This window comes from Jeotgalibaca sp. A122 (assembly GCF_052266715.1).
Classification (GTDB): Bacteria; Bacillota; Bacilli; order Lactobacillales; family Aerococcaceae; genus Jeotgalibaca.
Map to the genome: position 1 here is coordinate 1 of NZ_JBQPRB010000010.1, position 16,345 is coordinate 16,345.

Annotated in this window: 14 protein-coding genes and 1 other annotated feature; of the genes, 1 reads left to right on the plus strand and 13 read right to left on the minus strand. The window is 41.1% G+C overall.

Translation table 11 applies throughout. The annotated features are described in order from the left end of the window. Window positions 1-486 precede the first annotated feature (486 nt). Complete coding sequence (locus ACTU7M_RS09815) at window positions 487-1,377, minus strand: DUF368 domain-containing protein (protein WP_443474219.1); 891 nt, start codon at window positions 1,375-1,377, stop codon at window positions 487-489. 156 nt (window positions 1,378-1,533) lie between these two features. Here ACTU7M_RS09815 and ACTU7M_RS09820 point away from each other — a divergent pair, with 156 nt between their 5' ends. Then, window positions 1,534-2,211 carry a prepilin peptidase gene (locus tag ACTU7M_RS09820; protein ID WP_443474220.1) on the plus strand — a complete coding sequence of 226 codons (678 nt, stop codon included), beginning with the start codon at window positions 1,534-1,536 and terminating at the stop codon, window positions 2,209-2,211. Between the two features lie 222 nt (window positions 2,212-2,433). Here ACTU7M_RS09820 and rpoC read toward each other — a convergent pair whose 3' ends face one another. The 12 genes from rpoC to ACTU7M_RS09880 form a co-directional block, all read right to left on the minus strand. Then, complete coding sequence (gene rpoC, locus ACTU7M_RS09825) at window positions 2,434-6,078, minus strand: DNA-directed RNA polymerase subunit beta' (protein ID WP_443474221.1); 3,645 nt, start codon at window positions 6,076-6,078, stop codon at window positions 2,434-2,436. Window positions 6,079-6,157: 79 nt separating this feature from the next. Further along, window positions 6,158-9,703 (minus strand): DNA-directed RNA polymerase subunit beta, encoded by a 3,546-nt coding sequence (gene rpoB / locus ACTU7M_RS09830; RefSeq protein WP_443474222.1) that lies wholly within the window; start codon window positions 9,701-9,703, stop codon window positions 6,158-6,160. Between the two features lie 260 nt (window positions 9,704-9,963). After that, window positions 9,964-10,581, minus strand: a complete 618-nt coding sequence (locus ACTU7M_RS09835) for a class I SAM-dependent methyltransferase (protein ID WP_443474223.1) — start codon at window positions 10,579-10,581, stop codon at window positions 9,964-9,966. Window positions 10,582-10,650: 69 nt separating this feature from the next. After that, entirely contained in the window at window positions 10,651-11,016 is a 366-nt protein-coding gene (gene rplL, locus ACTU7M_RS09840; RefSeq protein WP_443474224.1) for a 50S ribosomal protein L7/L12, read from the minus strand. A 75-nt stretch (window positions 11,017-11,091) separates the two neighbouring features. Next, window positions 11,092-11,586 carry a 50S ribosomal protein L10 gene (gene rplJ / locus ACTU7M_RS09845; protein WP_443474225.1) on the minus strand — a complete coding sequence of 165 codons (495 nt, stop codon included), beginning with the start codon at window positions 11,584-11,586 and terminating at the stop codon, window positions 11,092-11,094. A gap of 36 nt (window positions 11,587-11,622) precedes the next feature. Next, window positions 11,623-11,750, minus strand: a sequence feature (ribosomal protein L10 leader region). A gap of 48 nt (window positions 11,751-11,798) precedes the next feature. Then, window positions 11,799-12,494 carry a 50S ribosomal protein L1 gene (gene rplA / locus ACTU7M_RS09850; RefSeq protein WP_443474226.1) on the minus strand — a complete coding sequence of 232 codons (696 nt, stop codon included), beginning with the start codon at window positions 12,492-12,494 and terminating at the stop codon, window positions 11,799-11,801. 99 nt (window positions 12,495-12,593) lie between these two features. Continuing rightward, window positions 12,594-13,019, minus strand: a complete 426-nt coding sequence (gene rplK, locus ACTU7M_RS09855) for a 50S ribosomal protein L11 (RefSeq protein WP_443474227.1) — start codon at window positions 13,017-13,019, stop codon at window positions 12,594-12,596. Window positions 13,020-13,163: 144 nt separating this feature from the next. Further along, window positions 13,164-13,715: a transcription termination/antitermination protein NusG gene (nusG, locus tag ACTU7M_RS09860; RefSeq protein WP_443474228.1), complete on the minus strand. Its 552-nt coding sequence runs from the start codon at window positions 13,713-13,715 to the stop codon at window positions 13,164-13,166. A gap of 127 nt (window positions 13,716-13,842) precedes the next feature. Continuing rightward, complete coding sequence (gene secE, locus ACTU7M_RS09865; protein ID WP_443474229.1) at window positions 13,843-14,016, minus strand: preprotein translocase subunit SecE; 174 nt, start codon at window positions 14,014-14,016, stop codon at window positions 13,843-13,845. A gap of 26 nt (window positions 14,017-14,042) precedes the next feature. Then, window positions 14,043-14,195, minus strand: a complete 153-nt coding sequence (rpmG, locus tag ACTU7M_RS09870) for a 50S ribosomal protein L33 (protein ID WP_443474230.1) — start codon at window positions 14,193-14,195, stop codon at window positions 14,043-14,045. Window positions 14,196-14,266: 71 nt separating this feature from the next. Continuing rightward, window positions 14,267-15,205, minus strand: coding sequence for a 1,4-dihydroxy-2-naphthoate polyprenyltransferase (gene menA, locus ACTU7M_RS09875; RefSeq protein WP_443474231.1), 939 nt, complete (start codon window positions 15,203-15,205; stop codon window positions 14,267-14,269). A 12-nt stretch (window positions 15,206-15,217) separates the two neighbouring features. Continuing rightward, window positions 15,218-16,261: an FAD:protein FMN transferase gene (locus ACTU7M_RS09880; RefSeq protein WP_443474232.1), complete on the minus strand. Its 1,044-nt coding sequence runs from the start codon at window positions 16,259-16,261 to the stop codon at window positions 15,218-15,220. Between the last annotated feature and the right edge of the window lie 84 nt (window positions 16,262-16,345).

Below are 16,345 nucleotides of genomic sequence, written 5' to 3' on the forward strand. Positions count from 1 at the left end.
GATGTTTCGTTCGTGACAACTTCTTAATATTATCACCTGCGCAACTCTTTGTCAACACTTTTTTAAAATTTATTTTTTCGTGTTTTCCATGAAGTGCTCGCGGCAACTTTTATATAATAGCATCTGCAAAGAGCACGGTCAAGTGTTTTCTGAAAATTAATTTTATTACCGTGCACTAATTATTATGCCACAAATAAAATCAAAGTCAAGGAAACGCTTTCTTTTTTTAAACATTTTTTGAAATCCTTTAAAGCTAGCGTTTTTGTCCGTTAAAATTTAAACATACTCATCAAATAAATAGCCACAAAAAAGGGTGAGACAAAAGTCTCACCCTCGTTCCGATATACGAATATCTGTATTATAAACGTGCGACAACAGGCAGCCCCGACGTCCACTTCACGAATAATGCTCAGATGGCCTGCGACCATATTGCGCTTATTCGCTCCAGTGATTCGGGGCTAAACGCCTGTTGTCCCACTCTTCTATCTATTCTACTGAATATTTATTTTCCACACGGCTAAACCACAACGAAAAAATTGTTCCAATAATAAACATGACAACTGAAAATACAAGGGCTGATCCAAAAGTTAACCCTGATTCTTGCAATCCTCTTTGGGTCATTGATGGAAATACCGTCGTTGGAAAAATTGCCAGTGAGGATCCAACGACCATGCCTAGAATGAAATGATACATTTTAGAATAGTATTTAAAAAACAACCAGTTTGCCAGCTTCGCAAATAAAATGACACACGCCACTACTCCGATACCTAATGGAATGATTACACTAAAATCAAATGCAGATATACCTGCGGCCATTTTGTCATATAAACCAAAATAAATCAGGAAATTACTCGGGCTCATACCTGGTACGATTACACCAAGACCAATCAAGATACCAGAGAATATCCATGCTAAGAAACTTGGCTGAACGGCAGTTAAACTCGCGCTTCCCATCAACATGATCAAGAAAATGGCAACCGCTGAAAGTACAAGTGTTAGCCAGTCTCCATTATTACGACCTTCTTTACCCGCCGTTTTAAATAATGATGGGAAAGTTCCTGCTACGAATCCAATAAAGAGACACGTAAACTGAGCAGCAAATTTTCCGAAAGCTTGTTCAACAAACAAGGAGAATAGAACGACACCAAGAACGCCACCTATCCCAACCGGAATAAAGTAAAGCACATTTTCCTTAAAATGTTGTTTCATATTTCCTAAAAATTTTAATAAGGGGTCATAGATATTAAATATTACAGCTAGTACACCACCTGAAAGACCAGGCAAGATGGCTCCTACTCCAACTGCAATTCCCTTAAGAAAACGGACGAACCATTTTTGCGGATTATCTTTAGCTAAAACCATGCTTTTTTCTTCCATTTATCTCACCTTTACTACTTATTCGAGAAAGTCCTCTTAACTATTATATAGAAATATCCATTTTTGGAAAGATAAGAATTTCTTTCATAATAAAAAAATGGTTTTTGGCTTTTTTCGCTTATATATATGTAGAACGATTTTGAGAGGTGGAAAAAGATGAGTCATTTTTATTTTTTTATGTTAGGTAGCGCCTGGGCATCCTTTCTTTATCTGCTAGCCATTCGAATTCCTAAAGGCGATATGATAGGGTGGTCGCGTTCGGAGTGCGACACTTGCAGCAAAAAACTAGGGGCCTTTGACCTTGTCCCTGTTTTCTCCTATCTAAGGAATGGAGGCCGGTGTCGGTACTGCTATAGCCGAGTGCCAATTACTTATCTACTATATGAATGCGTTGGAGGCCTGATTACCCTATTCATTTTTAATAAATATACGGGTGAACGATTATTACTGAGTCTCATTCTTTATTCAATCCTTTTTCTAATGGCGGCTATTGACCACCACTACATGATTATTCCTGATACATTGCAAATTATCCTTTTTTCCCTGTCGTTACTGGATCCTGGTTCTCTCCAGTCATTACTCGGGGCTATTACAATGCTTATTATCACAGCCCTAAGTTCCATAACTATTAAAGACGGGCTTGGTGGCGGGGATATTAAATTCCTGATGATTGCCGGTTTTTATCTTGGACCTGTCCCAAGCACTTGGTTATTATTTATGGCTGCCCTTCTAGCTCTGATTAGCTTCTTCTTTAAAAAATCCTTACAGGAACCTATACCTTTTGGACCTTATTTAATCGGTGCTTTCTTCGTCATAAAAGAGTTCTTTCAATGAACACTCCCCACTTAAGTCCTGACGGATTTTGAAGTCGGGGTTACTTGTGGCCGTGTCAAGGATGCAATGCGAAAGTAGGGACCATTGAGGCTTGCAAGGCTCAGGGCAGTACACAAGCAAACACGGAGGCCGAAGGGCATTTCCTTCACCAACACCAGATAACCAAGAACCAAAAAAACACCCGAACCTATTCGTTAGAATAGATTCGGGTGTTTTCCTTTTTTACTCTGCCAATGTATCTGTGTCCGTTTCAGCAGGTGGTGCAGTCGAAATGCTATAAGCACTTGCTGTTCCAGCGTTTACTGCTTTTGGTGACATCTTACGGTAACGTGACATTCCTGTACCAGCAGGAATAGCCTTACCGATAATAACATTCTCTTTCAGACCTAGTAGGTCATCGGTCTTACCACGTAATGCAGCATCTGTTAGGACACGTGTTGTTTCCTGGAAGGAAGCAGCTGATAGGAAGCTGTTTGTTTCCAAGGAAGCTTTCGTAATACCCAACAGTACTGGACGTGCCGTTGCAGGCACTTCACCAGCTTTGATGCTCGCTTCGTTACGATCAGTAAAATCAGCGATATCCATCAATGTACCAGGTAAGATTTCAGTTGAACCTGGATCCATGATACGAACTTTACGTAACATTTGACGAACCATTACTTCAATATGTTTGTCGCCGATTTCTACCCCTTGCATACGGTAAACTTTTTGAACTTCACGTAGCAAGTAAGTTTCAACAGACAATACATCACGAACACGTAGCAATTCTTTCGGATCGATTGACCCTTCAGTCAATGCTTCCCCACGGTGAACGTAATCACCTTCAGCTACTTTCATACGAGAAGTATAAGGAATTGCGTATGTACGTGTATCCGTAATACCCTTCACGGTTACTTCTTTAGAACGTTCAGCAGCATTTTCATCAATAGAGATCACTTCACCCGTTACTTCCGTAACGATTGCTTGCCCTTTTGGATTACGCGCTTCGAAAATTTCTTGGATACGAGGCAAACCTTGTGTAATATCGTCTCCGGCAACCCCACCCGTATGGAATGTACGCATGGTCAATTGTGTACCCGGTTCACCGATGGATTGCGCTGCGATCGTACCAACAGCTTCTCCAACTTCGACTTCATTACCAGTTGCCAAGTTCATACCGTAACAGTGTTTACATACACCATGACGTGTATTACATGTGAAGACAGAACGGATGGTAACTTGTTCGATACCCAGTTCCACAATTTCACGTGCCAAGTCTTCTGTGATTAATTCGTTGTGTCCAACTAATACTTCCCCAGTTTCAGGGTTTAAGATTGATTTTTGAGCATAACGGCCAATCAAACGCTCTTCCAAGGATTCGATAACTTCGTTTCCTTCACGAATAGCCGAGATATTCAAGCCACCGTCTGTTCCACAATCATCATCACGAACGATAACATCTTGTGCAACGTCAACCAAACGACGTGTTAAGTAACCGGAATCGGCAGTTTTCAAAGCCGTATCCGTCATCCCTTTACGGGCACCGTGAGTTGAGGAGAACATTTCCAAGACTGTCAAACCTTCACGGAAGTTTGAGATAACCGGTAACTCCATGATTTTACCTGATGGAGAAGCCATCAAACCACGCATACCCGCTAGTTGCGTAAAGTTGGAGATATTACCACGGGCTCCGGAATCCGACATCATGAAGATTGGGTTTTCTTGACGCAAGGATTCAATCAGTCTGATTTGGATTTCGTCTTTAGCAGCGTTCCATGTGTTAATGACACTATTGTAACGTTCATCATCGGAAATCAAACCACGACGGAATTGTTTTGAAATCGCATCAACTTGCGAGTGAGCTTTATCGATGATTTCTGCTTTAGATTCCAATACCAAGATATCAGCAATACCAACCGTAATACCTGAACGAGTAGAGATTCGGTAACCCAAGTCCTTCATCTTATCAAGCATACGTGATGTTTCTGTGACATGGTATTTTTTAAATACAGCAGCGATAATGTTTCCAAGATTTTTCTTCTTGAATGGTCCCACAACTTCTTGTTGTTCGATATGTGCTTTTATGTCTGTACTTGATTCAACAAAGTACTTATCTGGTGTTGCTTCTTCAAGGTTTGCTTGCGTTGGTTCGTTCATGTATGGGAACTCTTCCGGCATAATCGCGTTGAACATTACTTTACCAACAGTCGTAATCAAAATTTTGCCTTTTTGATCTTCTGTCCAAGGTTTACCTGGTAAAGATTGTGTATTCAAACCAATACGCGTATGTAGATGTACATACCCATTCTCATAAGCCATATCAACTTCATTTGGATTAGAGAAAATCATACCTTCTCCAACTTTTCCTGCTTCTTCCATTGTTAGATAGTAGTTACCCAAAACCATATCCTGAGATGGTGTAACAACTGGTTTACCATCTTTAGGGTTCAAAATGTTTTGTGCAGCCAGCATCAACAAACGTGCTTCAGCTTGAGCTTCTTCACTCAACGGAACGTGAACAGCCATTTGGTCACCGTCAAAGTCGGCGTTGTAGGCTTCACACACCAAAGGATGCAGACGGATTGCTTTACCCTCAACCAATACAGGTTCGAAAGCTTGGATACCCAATCTGTGCAACGTAGGAGCCCGGTTCAATAGAACTGGATGTTCACGGATAACTTCTTCCAGGACATCCCATACATCGTTGTCCATACGGTCAATTTTACGTTTAGCACTTTTGATGTTTCCTGCCAACTCACGTTGCACAAGTTCTTTCATCAAGAATGGTTTAAACAATTCTAATGCCATTTCTTTTGGCAATCCACATTGGTACATCTTCAAGAAGGGACCAACTACGATTACAGAACGACCAGAATAGTCAACACGTTTACCCAACAAGTTTTGACGGAAACGACCTTGTTTCCCTTTCAACATGTGAGAAAGAGATTTCAATGGGCGGTTACCAGGTCCTGTAACAGGACGGCCACGGCGACCATTATCGATCAAAGCATCAACCGCTTCTTGTAGCATCCGCTTTTCGTTTTGAACGATAATGTTTGGAGCGTTTAGGTCCAACAAACGTTTCAAACGGTTGTTACGGTTGATAACACGACGATACAAATCGTTCAAGTCACTCGTTGCGAAACGGCCACCTTCCAATTGCACCATCGGGCGAATATCTGGAGGAATAACTGGAACAACATCCATAACCATCCATTCTGGTTTGTTACCAGACGAACGGAACGCATCCAGGATATCCAAACGGCGAATTGCACGCGTACGTTTTTGACCTGTTGCTGTTTTCAATTGTTCTTTTAGTTCTTCACATTCAGTTTCCAAATCAACACGTTGCAAGAGTTGCTTAATTGCCTCTGCACCCATAGCTGCCTGGAATCTGTTTCCATATTGCGCACGTTTTTCACGATATTCGCGCTCAGTCAGTAATTGTTTAGCTTCCAGTGTTGCATCACCTGGATCAATAACAACATAACTAGCGAAGTAAATGATTTCTTCCAATGCACGCGGACTCATATCCAATACAAGACCCATACGACTTGGAATACCTTTGAAATACCATACATGTGTTACGGGTGCTGCTAGCTCGATATGCGCCATACGTTCACGACGAACTTTCGAACGCGTTACTTCAACACCACAGCGGTCACAAACAATTCCTTTGTAACGGATACCGTTGTACTTGCCACATGAACATTTCCAGTCTTTTTGAGGGCCAAAGATTCGCTCACAAAACAGACCATCTTTTTCTGGTTTCAGTGTTCTGTAGTTAATTGTCTCTGGTTTTTTAACTTCTCCGTAAGACCAGCTACGGATTTTGTCAGGTGAAGCCAGAGTAATTTGCATTTGTTCAAAATTATTAACATCTATCAAGGGGCTTCCCTCCCTTTTCTGTTGAGCTGCCCTATATGCTCGTCTTGCTTACGAAATGCACCGAAGTGCCAGAAGGGAATTACCCTTCTCGGCCTTCTGTGTCATCTTTTTTAACTTCAGTTTGTTTGCTCAAACGTTCGAAATTCACAACTTCGTCTTCATCATCCATGTCGCGTAATTCAATTTCTTCTCTGTTCTCATCTAGAACTTTCATGTCTAAACCAAGAGCTTGTAACTCTTTAACAAGAACGCGGAATGATTCAGGTACACCTGGTTTTGGAATTGGTTCACCTTTAACAATTGCTTCATATGTCTTCACACGACCTACAACATCATCAGACTTGTAAGTCAAAATTTCTTGAAGTGTATAAGCAGCACCGTACGCTTCCAATGCCCAAACTTCCATTTCCCCGAAACGTTGTCCACCGAATTGCGCTTTACCACCCAATGGTTGTTGTGTAACAAGGGAGTATGGTCCAGTTGAACGTGCATGCAATTTGTCGTCGACCATGTGGGATAGTTTCAAGTAGTACATGACACCAACGGAAACGCGGTTATCAAATGGTTCACCTGTACGTCCGTCATAAAGGATTGTTTTCGCATCCCTTGCCATACCTGCTTCTTCTACTGTACCCCAAACATCTTCCTCGTTCGCACCATCAAATACAGGTGTTGCGATATAGATGCCTAATTGACGAGCAGCCATACCCATATGTAATTCCAGAACTTGTCCGATGTTCATACGTGAAGGTACCCCTAATGGGTTCAACATGATGTCAACTGGTGTTCCATCTGGCAAGTAAGGCATATCTTCTTCCGGCATAATACGGGAAACAACCCCTTTATTACCGTGACGTCCAGCCATCTTGTCACCTTCGTTGATTTTACGTTTTTGAACGATATAAACACGTACCAACAAGTTCACACCTGGCGATAATTCGTCACCCGCTTCACGTGTAAACACTTTTACATCGTGAACGATTCCGCCACCACCATGAGGAACACGTAGGGAAGTATCACGTACTTCACGTGCTTTTTCACCAAAGATCGCATGTAACAAACGTTCTTCTGCAGAAAGTTCAGTTACCCCTTTAGGAGTTACCTTACCAACCAAGATGTCGCCATCACGAACTTCAGCTCCGATGCGGATAATTCCGCGTTCGTCTAAATCTTTCAAAGCGTCTTCCTCAACGTTAGGAAGTTCGCGTGTAATTTCTTCAGGTCCAAGTTTTGTATCACGAGCTTCTGATTCATATTCTTCAATATGAATCGATGTATAAACGTCGTCTTTAACAAGACGTTCGTTCATGATAACAGCATCCTCGTAGTTGTACCCTTCCCAAGTCATGAAGGCTACCAAGATGTTTTGGCCAAGCGCCATCTCGCCGTTTTCCATTGAAGGTCCATCAGCCAGGATATCGCCTTTTTCTACTTTATCACCAACGCGTACAATCGGGCGTTGGTTGTAGCAAGAACCCGCATTTGAACGTTGGAATTTGATTACTGTGTATTTATCCAATGATCCGTCTTCGCGACGTACCCGAATTTCAGAAGCATCTAGATATTCAACCACACCATCATTTTCACATAGAAGTGCTGCCCCAGAGTCATGTGCGGCTACGTATTCCATACCTGTTCCGACAAACGGTGCTTTAGGGTTAATCAAAGGCACAGCTTGACGTTGCATGTTGGCACCCATCAAGGCACGGTTGGAGTCATCGTTTTCCAAGAATGGAATACATGCTGTCGCAACAGCAACTACCTGTTTAGGGGAAACATCCATATAGTCAACGCGTTCGATAGGAACTTCCAAGTTATCATGAATATAACGCGCCATTACGATATCATTCGCAAAGCTTCCATCTTCATTTAAGATAGAGTTCGCTTGTGCAACAACAAATTTATCTTCTTCGTCTGCTGTTAAATAATCAATAATATCTGTTACTTTATGTGTATTCCAGTCAACACGACGGTAAGGCGTTTCGATAAAACCGTACTCGTTAATCTTCGCATAAGAAGACAAACTGTTGATCAGACCAATGTTTGGTCCCTCAGGCGTTTCAATCGGACACATACGGCCGTAGTGGGAATAGTGAACGTCACGAACTTCATAGCCGGCACGATCACGTGTCAAACCACCGGGTCCAAGAGCAGATAGACGACGTTTATGCGTCAACTCACTCAATGGATTTTGTTGGTCCATAAATTGAGATAATTGGGAAGACCCAAAGAACTCTTTAATGGAAGCTACTACTGGACGGATATTAATCAATTGTTGTGGGGTAACAGTAGAAATGTCTTGAATCGACATTCTTTCACGTACCACACGTTCCATACGGGACAAACCGATACGGAACTGATTTTGCAACAACTCACCTACTGAACGAATACGACGGTTACCCAAGTGGTCAATGTCGTCCGTATTTCCCAATCCTTCATACAGATTGAAGAAATAGTTGATAGAAGCAAAAATATCTGCTGTTGTCAGGTTCTTGATTTCAGTAGCCACTTCACCGTTTCCGATGATGTTCACTTCTTTTTCAGGGTCTACTTGTGAGTAAACTTTAACAACTTGGATACGTACTGGTTCAACAACCACACCATCTTCTGAAGGTTGTAAAATAACTTCATTTAGTCCGTTATCCAAGTATGGCGCAAGTTTATCCATTACTTCACGGTTTAATTCAGTTCCTTTTTCAGCCAAGATTTCTCCTGTTTCAGGATCAACCAATGTTTCAGCAAGGATTTGGTTATATAGTCTTGTTTTAATGTTTAGTTTCTTATTTAGCTTGTAGCGACCTACAGGAGCTAAATCATATCTTCTTGGGTCGAAGAAGCGTGCATAAAGTAAGTTACGAGAGCTCTCTGCCGTTTTTGGTTCACCTGGACGCAGACGTTCGTAAACATCTTTCAATCCTTCTTCAACACGAGAGTCGGAAGAAACTTTGTGAACATCTTTTTCAGCAGTGAGTTTCAAGCTGTCGTTATTACCAAAAATTTCAAAAATTTGGTCATCTGAACCAAATCCAAGGGCACGGACCAAAACAGTCAAAGGAATCTTTCTCGTACGGTCGATACGTACATAAGAGATGTCTTTTGCATCTGTTTCGAATTCCATCCAGGCACCACGGTTAGGAATCATTGTGTTACCGAATGTTTCTTTACCATTTTTATCAATCTTATTATGGTAGTAAACACCTGGCGAACGAACCAATTGAGAAACAATGACACGTTCTGCCCCATTGATGATGAAAGTACCCATATCTGTCATAAGTGGGAAATCACCGAAGAAAACTTCTTGGTCCTTGATTTCGCCCGTTTCTTTGTTGATCAGACGTAGTTTCACATAGATTGGCGCTGAGTAGTTAGCATCGTGTGAACGTGCTTCTGTAACGGTGTACTTAGGTGTTTGCAATTCGTAATCCAAGAATTCCAAAGCCAAGTTTCCTGTGTGATCTTCAATCGGAGAAATGTCAGCAAACATTTCTTTAAGTCCTTTATCCAAGAACCATTTATAAGAATCCGTTTGAAGTTCAATCAGGTTTGGAAGCTCTAATACTTCACTGATACGTGAATAACTTCTGCGGGTACGGTGTTTACCGTAATTGACATTATGTCCTAACAACTTCTTCACCCCTTATAAATTTGACGCAAGTTATATATTACATTTCTGTTACAAATGTTACGAATTTCTAACAAGTGACTGTAGAACCCGATTTTTTGGCAAAAAAAAACCAAAAGAGCGATGCAAATTCCTGGGAAATTGTTCTCTGTCTTTTGTTTTATGCCTGAAAAACGCGATTGGACAATATTTCAATCACATTCTTCTATTTATTTCTTATGCGTCTACAGTATTACATATTATACCTATCTAAGCATTCTATGTCAAGCATCGCTTTCTTTGGTACTTTGGATAATCCAGTATCCTTTGTCACGCGCGATAATTTCTGCATTACCAAAAACTTCTGTCATTTTATTTTGGGCACTTGGTGCACCTTGTTTCTTTTGAATGACGGCAGTCAACGTTCCTCCTGGCAAGAGATAAGCATAGCCTTCACTCAAGATTTGATGAACGGTTTGTTTACCTGCCCGGATTGGCGGATTGGTTACAATAGCTGCAAAACGATTGGTTCCTTCGACGTTGTCATAAACAGACGAACTATAAATTTTGATATTTTTAACCTGATTGGCTTGTGCATTTCTTTTCGCCAAGCTTAAAGCACGTTCATTTACATCTACCATTTCGACTGTCGTATTTGGGTAAGCTGATGCGAGTGCTAAGCCAATAGGACCATAGCCACAACCAACATCCAAAATCGGACCACTGATTCCTTCTGGATATTCAAACGAGTCAATCAACAAACGCGACCCAAAGTCGACTGTATTTTTTGAGAAAACGCCTGAATCGGATGTAAAGCGGAACTCTTTGTCACGCAGACGAAAACGCCATGTTGCTTCGTCACTTTGAATAGACGGATTTTTTGTGTAGTAATGATCGGACATACTATCACTCCTTTTACAAAAAGAAAGGCCGGAACATATGTCCCAGCCTTAAAATTATCAGAAACGAGATTACTTCAATTCTACAGAAGCGCCTACTTCTTCAAGTTGAGCTTTCATAGCTTCTGCGTCTTCTTTAGACAAACCTTCTTTGATAACGCCAGGAGCGCCATCAACTAGAGCTTTAGCTTCTTTCAAGCCTAGGCCTGTAGCTTCACGAACAACTTTGATAACTTTGATTTTGCTATCTCCAGCAGAAACCAATTCTACGTTAAATTCAGTTTGTTCTTCTTCAACAGCTGCACCAGCTGCTGCTGCTGCCATAGGTGCTGCTGCAGTAACTCCAAATTCTTCTTCGATTGCTTTTACAAGATCGTTTAATTCTAGAACTGTTGCTTCTTTAATATCAGCAATAATTTGTTCAACATTCAATGCCATTATAATTTCCTCCGTTTATGTTAGTTTATTTTTTTTAATGGGTAATTCTGTTTTTACGATGCAATTAGCACGCTATTAAGCAGCATCTTTTTCGGATACAGCTTTGACAGCCAATGCAAAGTTGCGCATAGGTGCTTGCAATACTGAAAGTAGCATTGACAACATTCCTTCGCGGTTTGGCAATTTAGCAAGAGCTTCAATTTCTTCTTTAGAAGCAACTTTACCCTCGATAACGCCACCTTTGATTTCAAGTTTCGGTGCTGTTTTAGCAAATTCAGCCATGATTTTAGCTGGTGCTACAACATCATCTTTACTGAAAGCAACGGCTGTTGGGCCTTTGAAGATATCTTCCATACCTTCTAGTCCTGCAGCAACTGCAGCACGAGAAATAATAGAGTTTTTCAAAACTTGCATTTCAACGCCAGCTTCGCGCAATTGTTTTCTTAGTTCTGTCACCTCAGCAACAGTAAGTCCTAAGTAATCAACTACAACTACAGAAGCAGATTCTTGCATTTTGCCAGTAGCGATTTCTACAAGTTCTTGTTTTTTAGCGATAGCAGCTTCACTCATCTTATCGTTCACCTCCTAAGTTTCTGAATAGAGTTTTTGTAAAAACAAAAAACTCTATGCCACCTAGACATAGAGGATCCGTGTAATTCTCAACTGGATTCTTCCTCGGTAGGATGATTAAGGCGCAAGCCCCCTACTGTCTTCGGTAAGACATATATTAACCTTGATGATTATAGCAAAGATAACCATCAAGGTCAAGATGCTTTATAAAATTATTTTACTACAGAAGATGGATCAACTTTAACACCAGGTCCGAATGTAGAAGCTACACTCAAGTTTTTGATGTATTGACCTTTAGCTGCAGATGGTTTAGCACGCAATACAACATCGTGGATTGTTTGGAAGTTTTCCACCAATTTTTCGTTGTCGAATGATACTTTACCGATTGGTACATGGATGTTACCTTGTTTGTCAGCACGGTAAGTTACTTTACCAGCTTTGATTTCTTCAACAGCTTTAGTTACATCCATTGTAACTGTACCAGTTTTAGGGTTAGGCATTAGGCCTTTAGGTCCCAATACGCGACCCAAACGTCCAACAGTACCCATCATGTCAGGTGTTGCAACGATAACGTCGAAGTCAAACCAGCCACCTTGGATTTTGTCAGCCAATTCGTTTTCGCCTACGTAGTCTGCTCCAGCTGCTTCAGCTTCTTTAGCTTTGTCACCTTTTGCAAATACTAATACGCGTTGTGTTTTACCTGTACCGTGTGGCAATACTACTGCTCCACGGATTTGTTGGTCGTTTTTACGAGTGTCGATTCCTAGACGGTATGCAACTTCAATAGTTGCATCAAATTTAGCGAAGTCGACTTCTTTAACCAATGCAACTGCATCGGCAGCAGAATATAGAGTTCCTTTTTCTACTTTTTCAGAAGCAGCAAGGAATTGTTTACTTTTTTTAGCCATGATTTTTCCTCCTTGATTGTGGTTTTAACGGTTTTACCTCCCACTGGTAACCTTTGCTTTCATGAGAGCAAAGAGTTCCATGAGAAGCTGCTGTCTAGATTAGTCTTGAACAGTAATACCCATTGAGCGAGCAGTACCTTCGACCATACGCATAGCAGCTTCTACGTCTGCTGCATTCAAATCTGTCATTTTAGTTTCAGCGATTTCTTGTACTTGTGCACGAGTTACAGAACCAACTTTTTTCTTGTTTGGCTCACCAGATGCTTTGTCCAAGCCAGCAGCTTTCTTCAATAGAACTGGAGCTGGTGGAGTTTTTGTGATGAAAGTAAATGAACGGTCTTCAAATACTGTGATCACAACGGGAATAATCATACCTGCTTGGTCTTGTGTACGAGCGTTGAACTCTTTACAGAATCCCATAATGTTCACGCCAGCTTGTCCTAGAGCAGGACCTACCGGTGGAGCTGGAGATGCTTTACCTGCAGGAATTTGCAACTTAACTAATTTCATAACTTTTTTAGCCACGATACATACCTCCTTGATTGTCCGTGATGTGGTTTAATGGGGTTTAAGATTTCCCCTCCCACACATTTCGATGCGCCTAAACGCACCTGTGCATTATAAATTGTTTTTAAATGATTGTCAACAATTTCTCAAAAAATAAAATGATTATTTCATTTTATCAACTTGGTCGTATTCAAGTTCAGCAACAGTTTCCCGGCCGAACATTTCAATCAACACTTTCAATTTACCTTTTTCGGAATCAACTTCTTCAACGACACCTGAAAGACCATTGAATGCTCCTTCAACAATCGTCACGCTCTCGCCTTTTTCGAATTCGATTTCACGCGTACGTGTACTCAAGCCCATACGTTTCAAGATCCAATCTATTTCTTCTTGCAACAACGGTGCTGGCTTGCTACCTGCGCCGTGAGAGCCTACAAAACCTGTTACTCCTGGCGTATTACGAACAACATACCAAGATTCATCGGACATGATCATCTCAACCAAAACGTAACCCGGGAATGTTTTTTTGATTTTTTTCTTCTCTTCGCCATCTTTGATTTCTACTTCTTCCTCTTCAGGAACAACTACCCGGAAAATATAATTTTCCATGTTCATGCTTTGAGCACGTGATTCAATATTCAATTTGACTTTATTTTCATAGCCAGAATACGTGTGCAGTACATACCAATTTTTTTCCTGTTCTACTGTTTCCACTTTTCCCACTTCTTTCTGTGTATGATCCTATGTTTTTTTGTATTAAAAAAAACCTTTCATTGCGGGAAAGGTTCTTTGTGCGCTCTTATTATAGCAAAGTAACGGTCAATTTGCCACTGAAATTCGATTACAAGCTCATGACTAAATCAAGTAATTCAACTACACCAAAATCGACAACCGCAAAGAAGGCCGCAAACAGCAGAACTGTTACAATAACGGTGTTGGTGTACTTCGATAGTTCCTTGCCTGATGGCCAAGTTACTAGTTTCATTTCATCTCTAACACTCTTTAAGAAATTCACGGGGCACCTCACTTCTTTTTAATGGGTTATTTTGTTTCTTTGTGTAATGTGTGAATACCGCAGTAACGGCAGAATTTTTTAACTTCTAGACGTGTCGTGCGACCTTTTTCGCTAGGTGTAATGGTATAATTTCTCGAACCACATACGGTGCAAGCTAACGCTGCTCTCTTTTGTACCACTGTCGCTCACCTCTTCCTAATCTAATGTTGCATACCCCTCTAATAGTAGAGGTCACAGACTTCCTTGTCAACTAAAAAATGATACCCAAAGTTAGTAAAATAATCTGCGTAATATGGATAGCAACCAAGTTTACTAGCGCCAAAGCAAAGGTCTCGCTCTTCATTTGTTTCGCTTTAAAGAGGCGAATATTTTTTTGGACAAGGGGGAATACCAAGAAAACACCCAACATCCATGGCGTCATCACGCGAAGAATGACTGCTAATCCAATAGAAACAAAAACACCATAGTAAAGGATGCCATACAATTTCACCGCAGTCGGCTTGCCTATATAATAGGTAAGTGTGTAACGATGGTTACTCACATCTGTTTCAAAATCACAAATATTATTCGCCAGCATAATGTTCGCAATCGTAAAAACAAGTGGCAACGAACTCAAGAAAACAGCCAATACTCCCACTAAATCTCCTTCAATAGCGAAGCGCGGCCAAGCGATGGAGACCGATGCCAATGCGTTGTTTGGGACATTGATCAAAACGGCAATAAAGAAAATACCGAATCCCATCGTTAAACCGGATAACACTTCTCCTAAGGGCATCCGCGAAATAGGAAACGGGCCGAATGTATACAAAATCCCTACCGCAAAGCAAATCGCTCCAATCACTAGCAACAACAAGCTGGTGCGGTAAGTAATGATTAGGCCGATCATGGTCGCAAACGCAATCATACCAACAATCATTAAGGTAACTTTACGAACGGATAAGCCTTCCCTACCCAACACATTCTCCTCGTCACGATAAACGAGGTTTTTAGCTTTCACATAATCCATCGTATTGTTGATGGCTGTTGTCGCCATATCAAAAACAATCATGGCAACGAAGAACAACAGCGTGTTAATTCCATCGAAAGAATCAAAGTAATATAATGCATAAAGAATTCCCAGCGAAAACGGGAAGATACTGGCTAATTTTGTTCTGATTTCAACCAGTTCCAAAAAAATCGAAAGTGACATACGAAACCCCCACTACTCTTCTACTATTTTATAATCCTCGTTCCGCAACTCGAAATTATCCTTCAAGCCATCAGACAGATAGACCTCTTTATCTTTTGTAACAAAAACCGCCTCAATATCATTGCGCCCGTTAACGTAAGCCAAGCCTTCCTCAACCCCAAGCGCAAAAACCAAGGTCGAGGTCGCATCTCCGTCTACAGATTTTTCGGAGATAATGGAAACACCAGCAATTTCATTATCGAATGGATAGCCCGTTTCCGGACTCATCAAGTGATGATAAACTTCACCATCCACTTCTAAAAACCGTTCATAGATACCAGACGTTACAATCGAACGATTGCTTTGCTGCGTTGAGCCGATGCTTTCACCCCGCTCTGCAAACGGATCTTGAATCCCTACATTCCAAACATCCCCATCCCGAACAGGCGAAGCCCCCATCACAAAAACATTACCGCCCAAATCAATAATAGCCGTAGTCACATTTTCAGATTCGAATAACGCTTTTACTTCATCAGTAATGTACCCTTTAGCTATGGCACCCAAATCCATTTCCATGCCTGGTTCTTCGAGATAAACAGAACGTTCTTCGTCATTCAAAATCACTTTGTTGAAATCAATTTTTTGCAGAGCTTCATCTATCTCTGCTTGGCTCGGTTTACGGGCATCGTCGAATCCAATACGCCAAAGATTGGTAATAGGGCCGATTGTATAATTGAACTGACCATCCAATGAATCACTATAATCAGCAGCGATACTAATCAATTCATAAACTTCTTCTGAAACAACAACCGGTTCTTGACCAGCCGCTTTATTTATTTTGGATATTTCGGATTCGGTTGTTTCGCCGGTGATTTTGTCAGCTAAATCTCTTACGAGCGCGAATCCCTCTTCAATGACGTCTTCTTTCCCATCATCATAAATACTGAGACTGACATAAGTTCCCATCAGAAACTCTGTATCATTATAGGCTTGTGTGTTTACCTTGCCTTCGTTCCCGCATGCACTTAAGAAAACGAGCACACCAACGACTCCCAACAGATGTCGAATAATTTTCATATAATTTCTCCTAATTGTCTTTTCGCCAATTTTAACACACGAAAAAGGTAGGAACGAGTGTCTGTTCCTACCTTCTATCATTAT

Coding starts and splice junctions, on each gene's coding strand:
- rplL (WP_443474224.1), bottom strand. CDS start 11,016: ATGGCATTGAATGTTGAACAAATTATTGCTGATATTAAAGAAGCAACA.
- ACTU7M_RS09880 (WP_443474232.1), bottom strand. CDS start 16,261: ATGAAAATTATTCGACATCTGTTGGGAGTCGTTGGTGTGCTCGTTTTC.
- ACTU7M_RS09820 (WP_443474220.1), top strand. CDS start 1,534: ATGAGTCATTTTTATTTTTTTATGTTAGGTAGCGCCTGGGCATCCTTT.
- rplA (WP_443474226.1), bottom strand. CDS start 12,494: ATGGCTAAAAAAAGTAAACAATTCCTTGCTGCTTCTGAAAAAGTAGAA.
- ACTU7M_RS09835 (WP_443474223.1), bottom strand. CDS start 10,581: ATGTCCGATCATTACTACACAAAAAATCCGTCTATTCAAAGTGACGAA.
- rplJ (WP_443474225.1), bottom strand. CDS start 11,586: ATGAGTGAAGCTGCTATCGCTAAAAAACAAGAACTTGTAGAAATCGCT.
- menA (WP_443474231.1), bottom strand. CDS start 15,205: ATGTCACTTTCGATTTTTTTGGAACTGGTTGAAATCAGAACAAAATTA.
- ACTU7M_RS09815 (WP_443474219.1), bottom strand. CDS start 1,377: ATGGAAGAAAAAAGCATGGTTTTAGCTAAAGATAATCCGCAAAAATGG.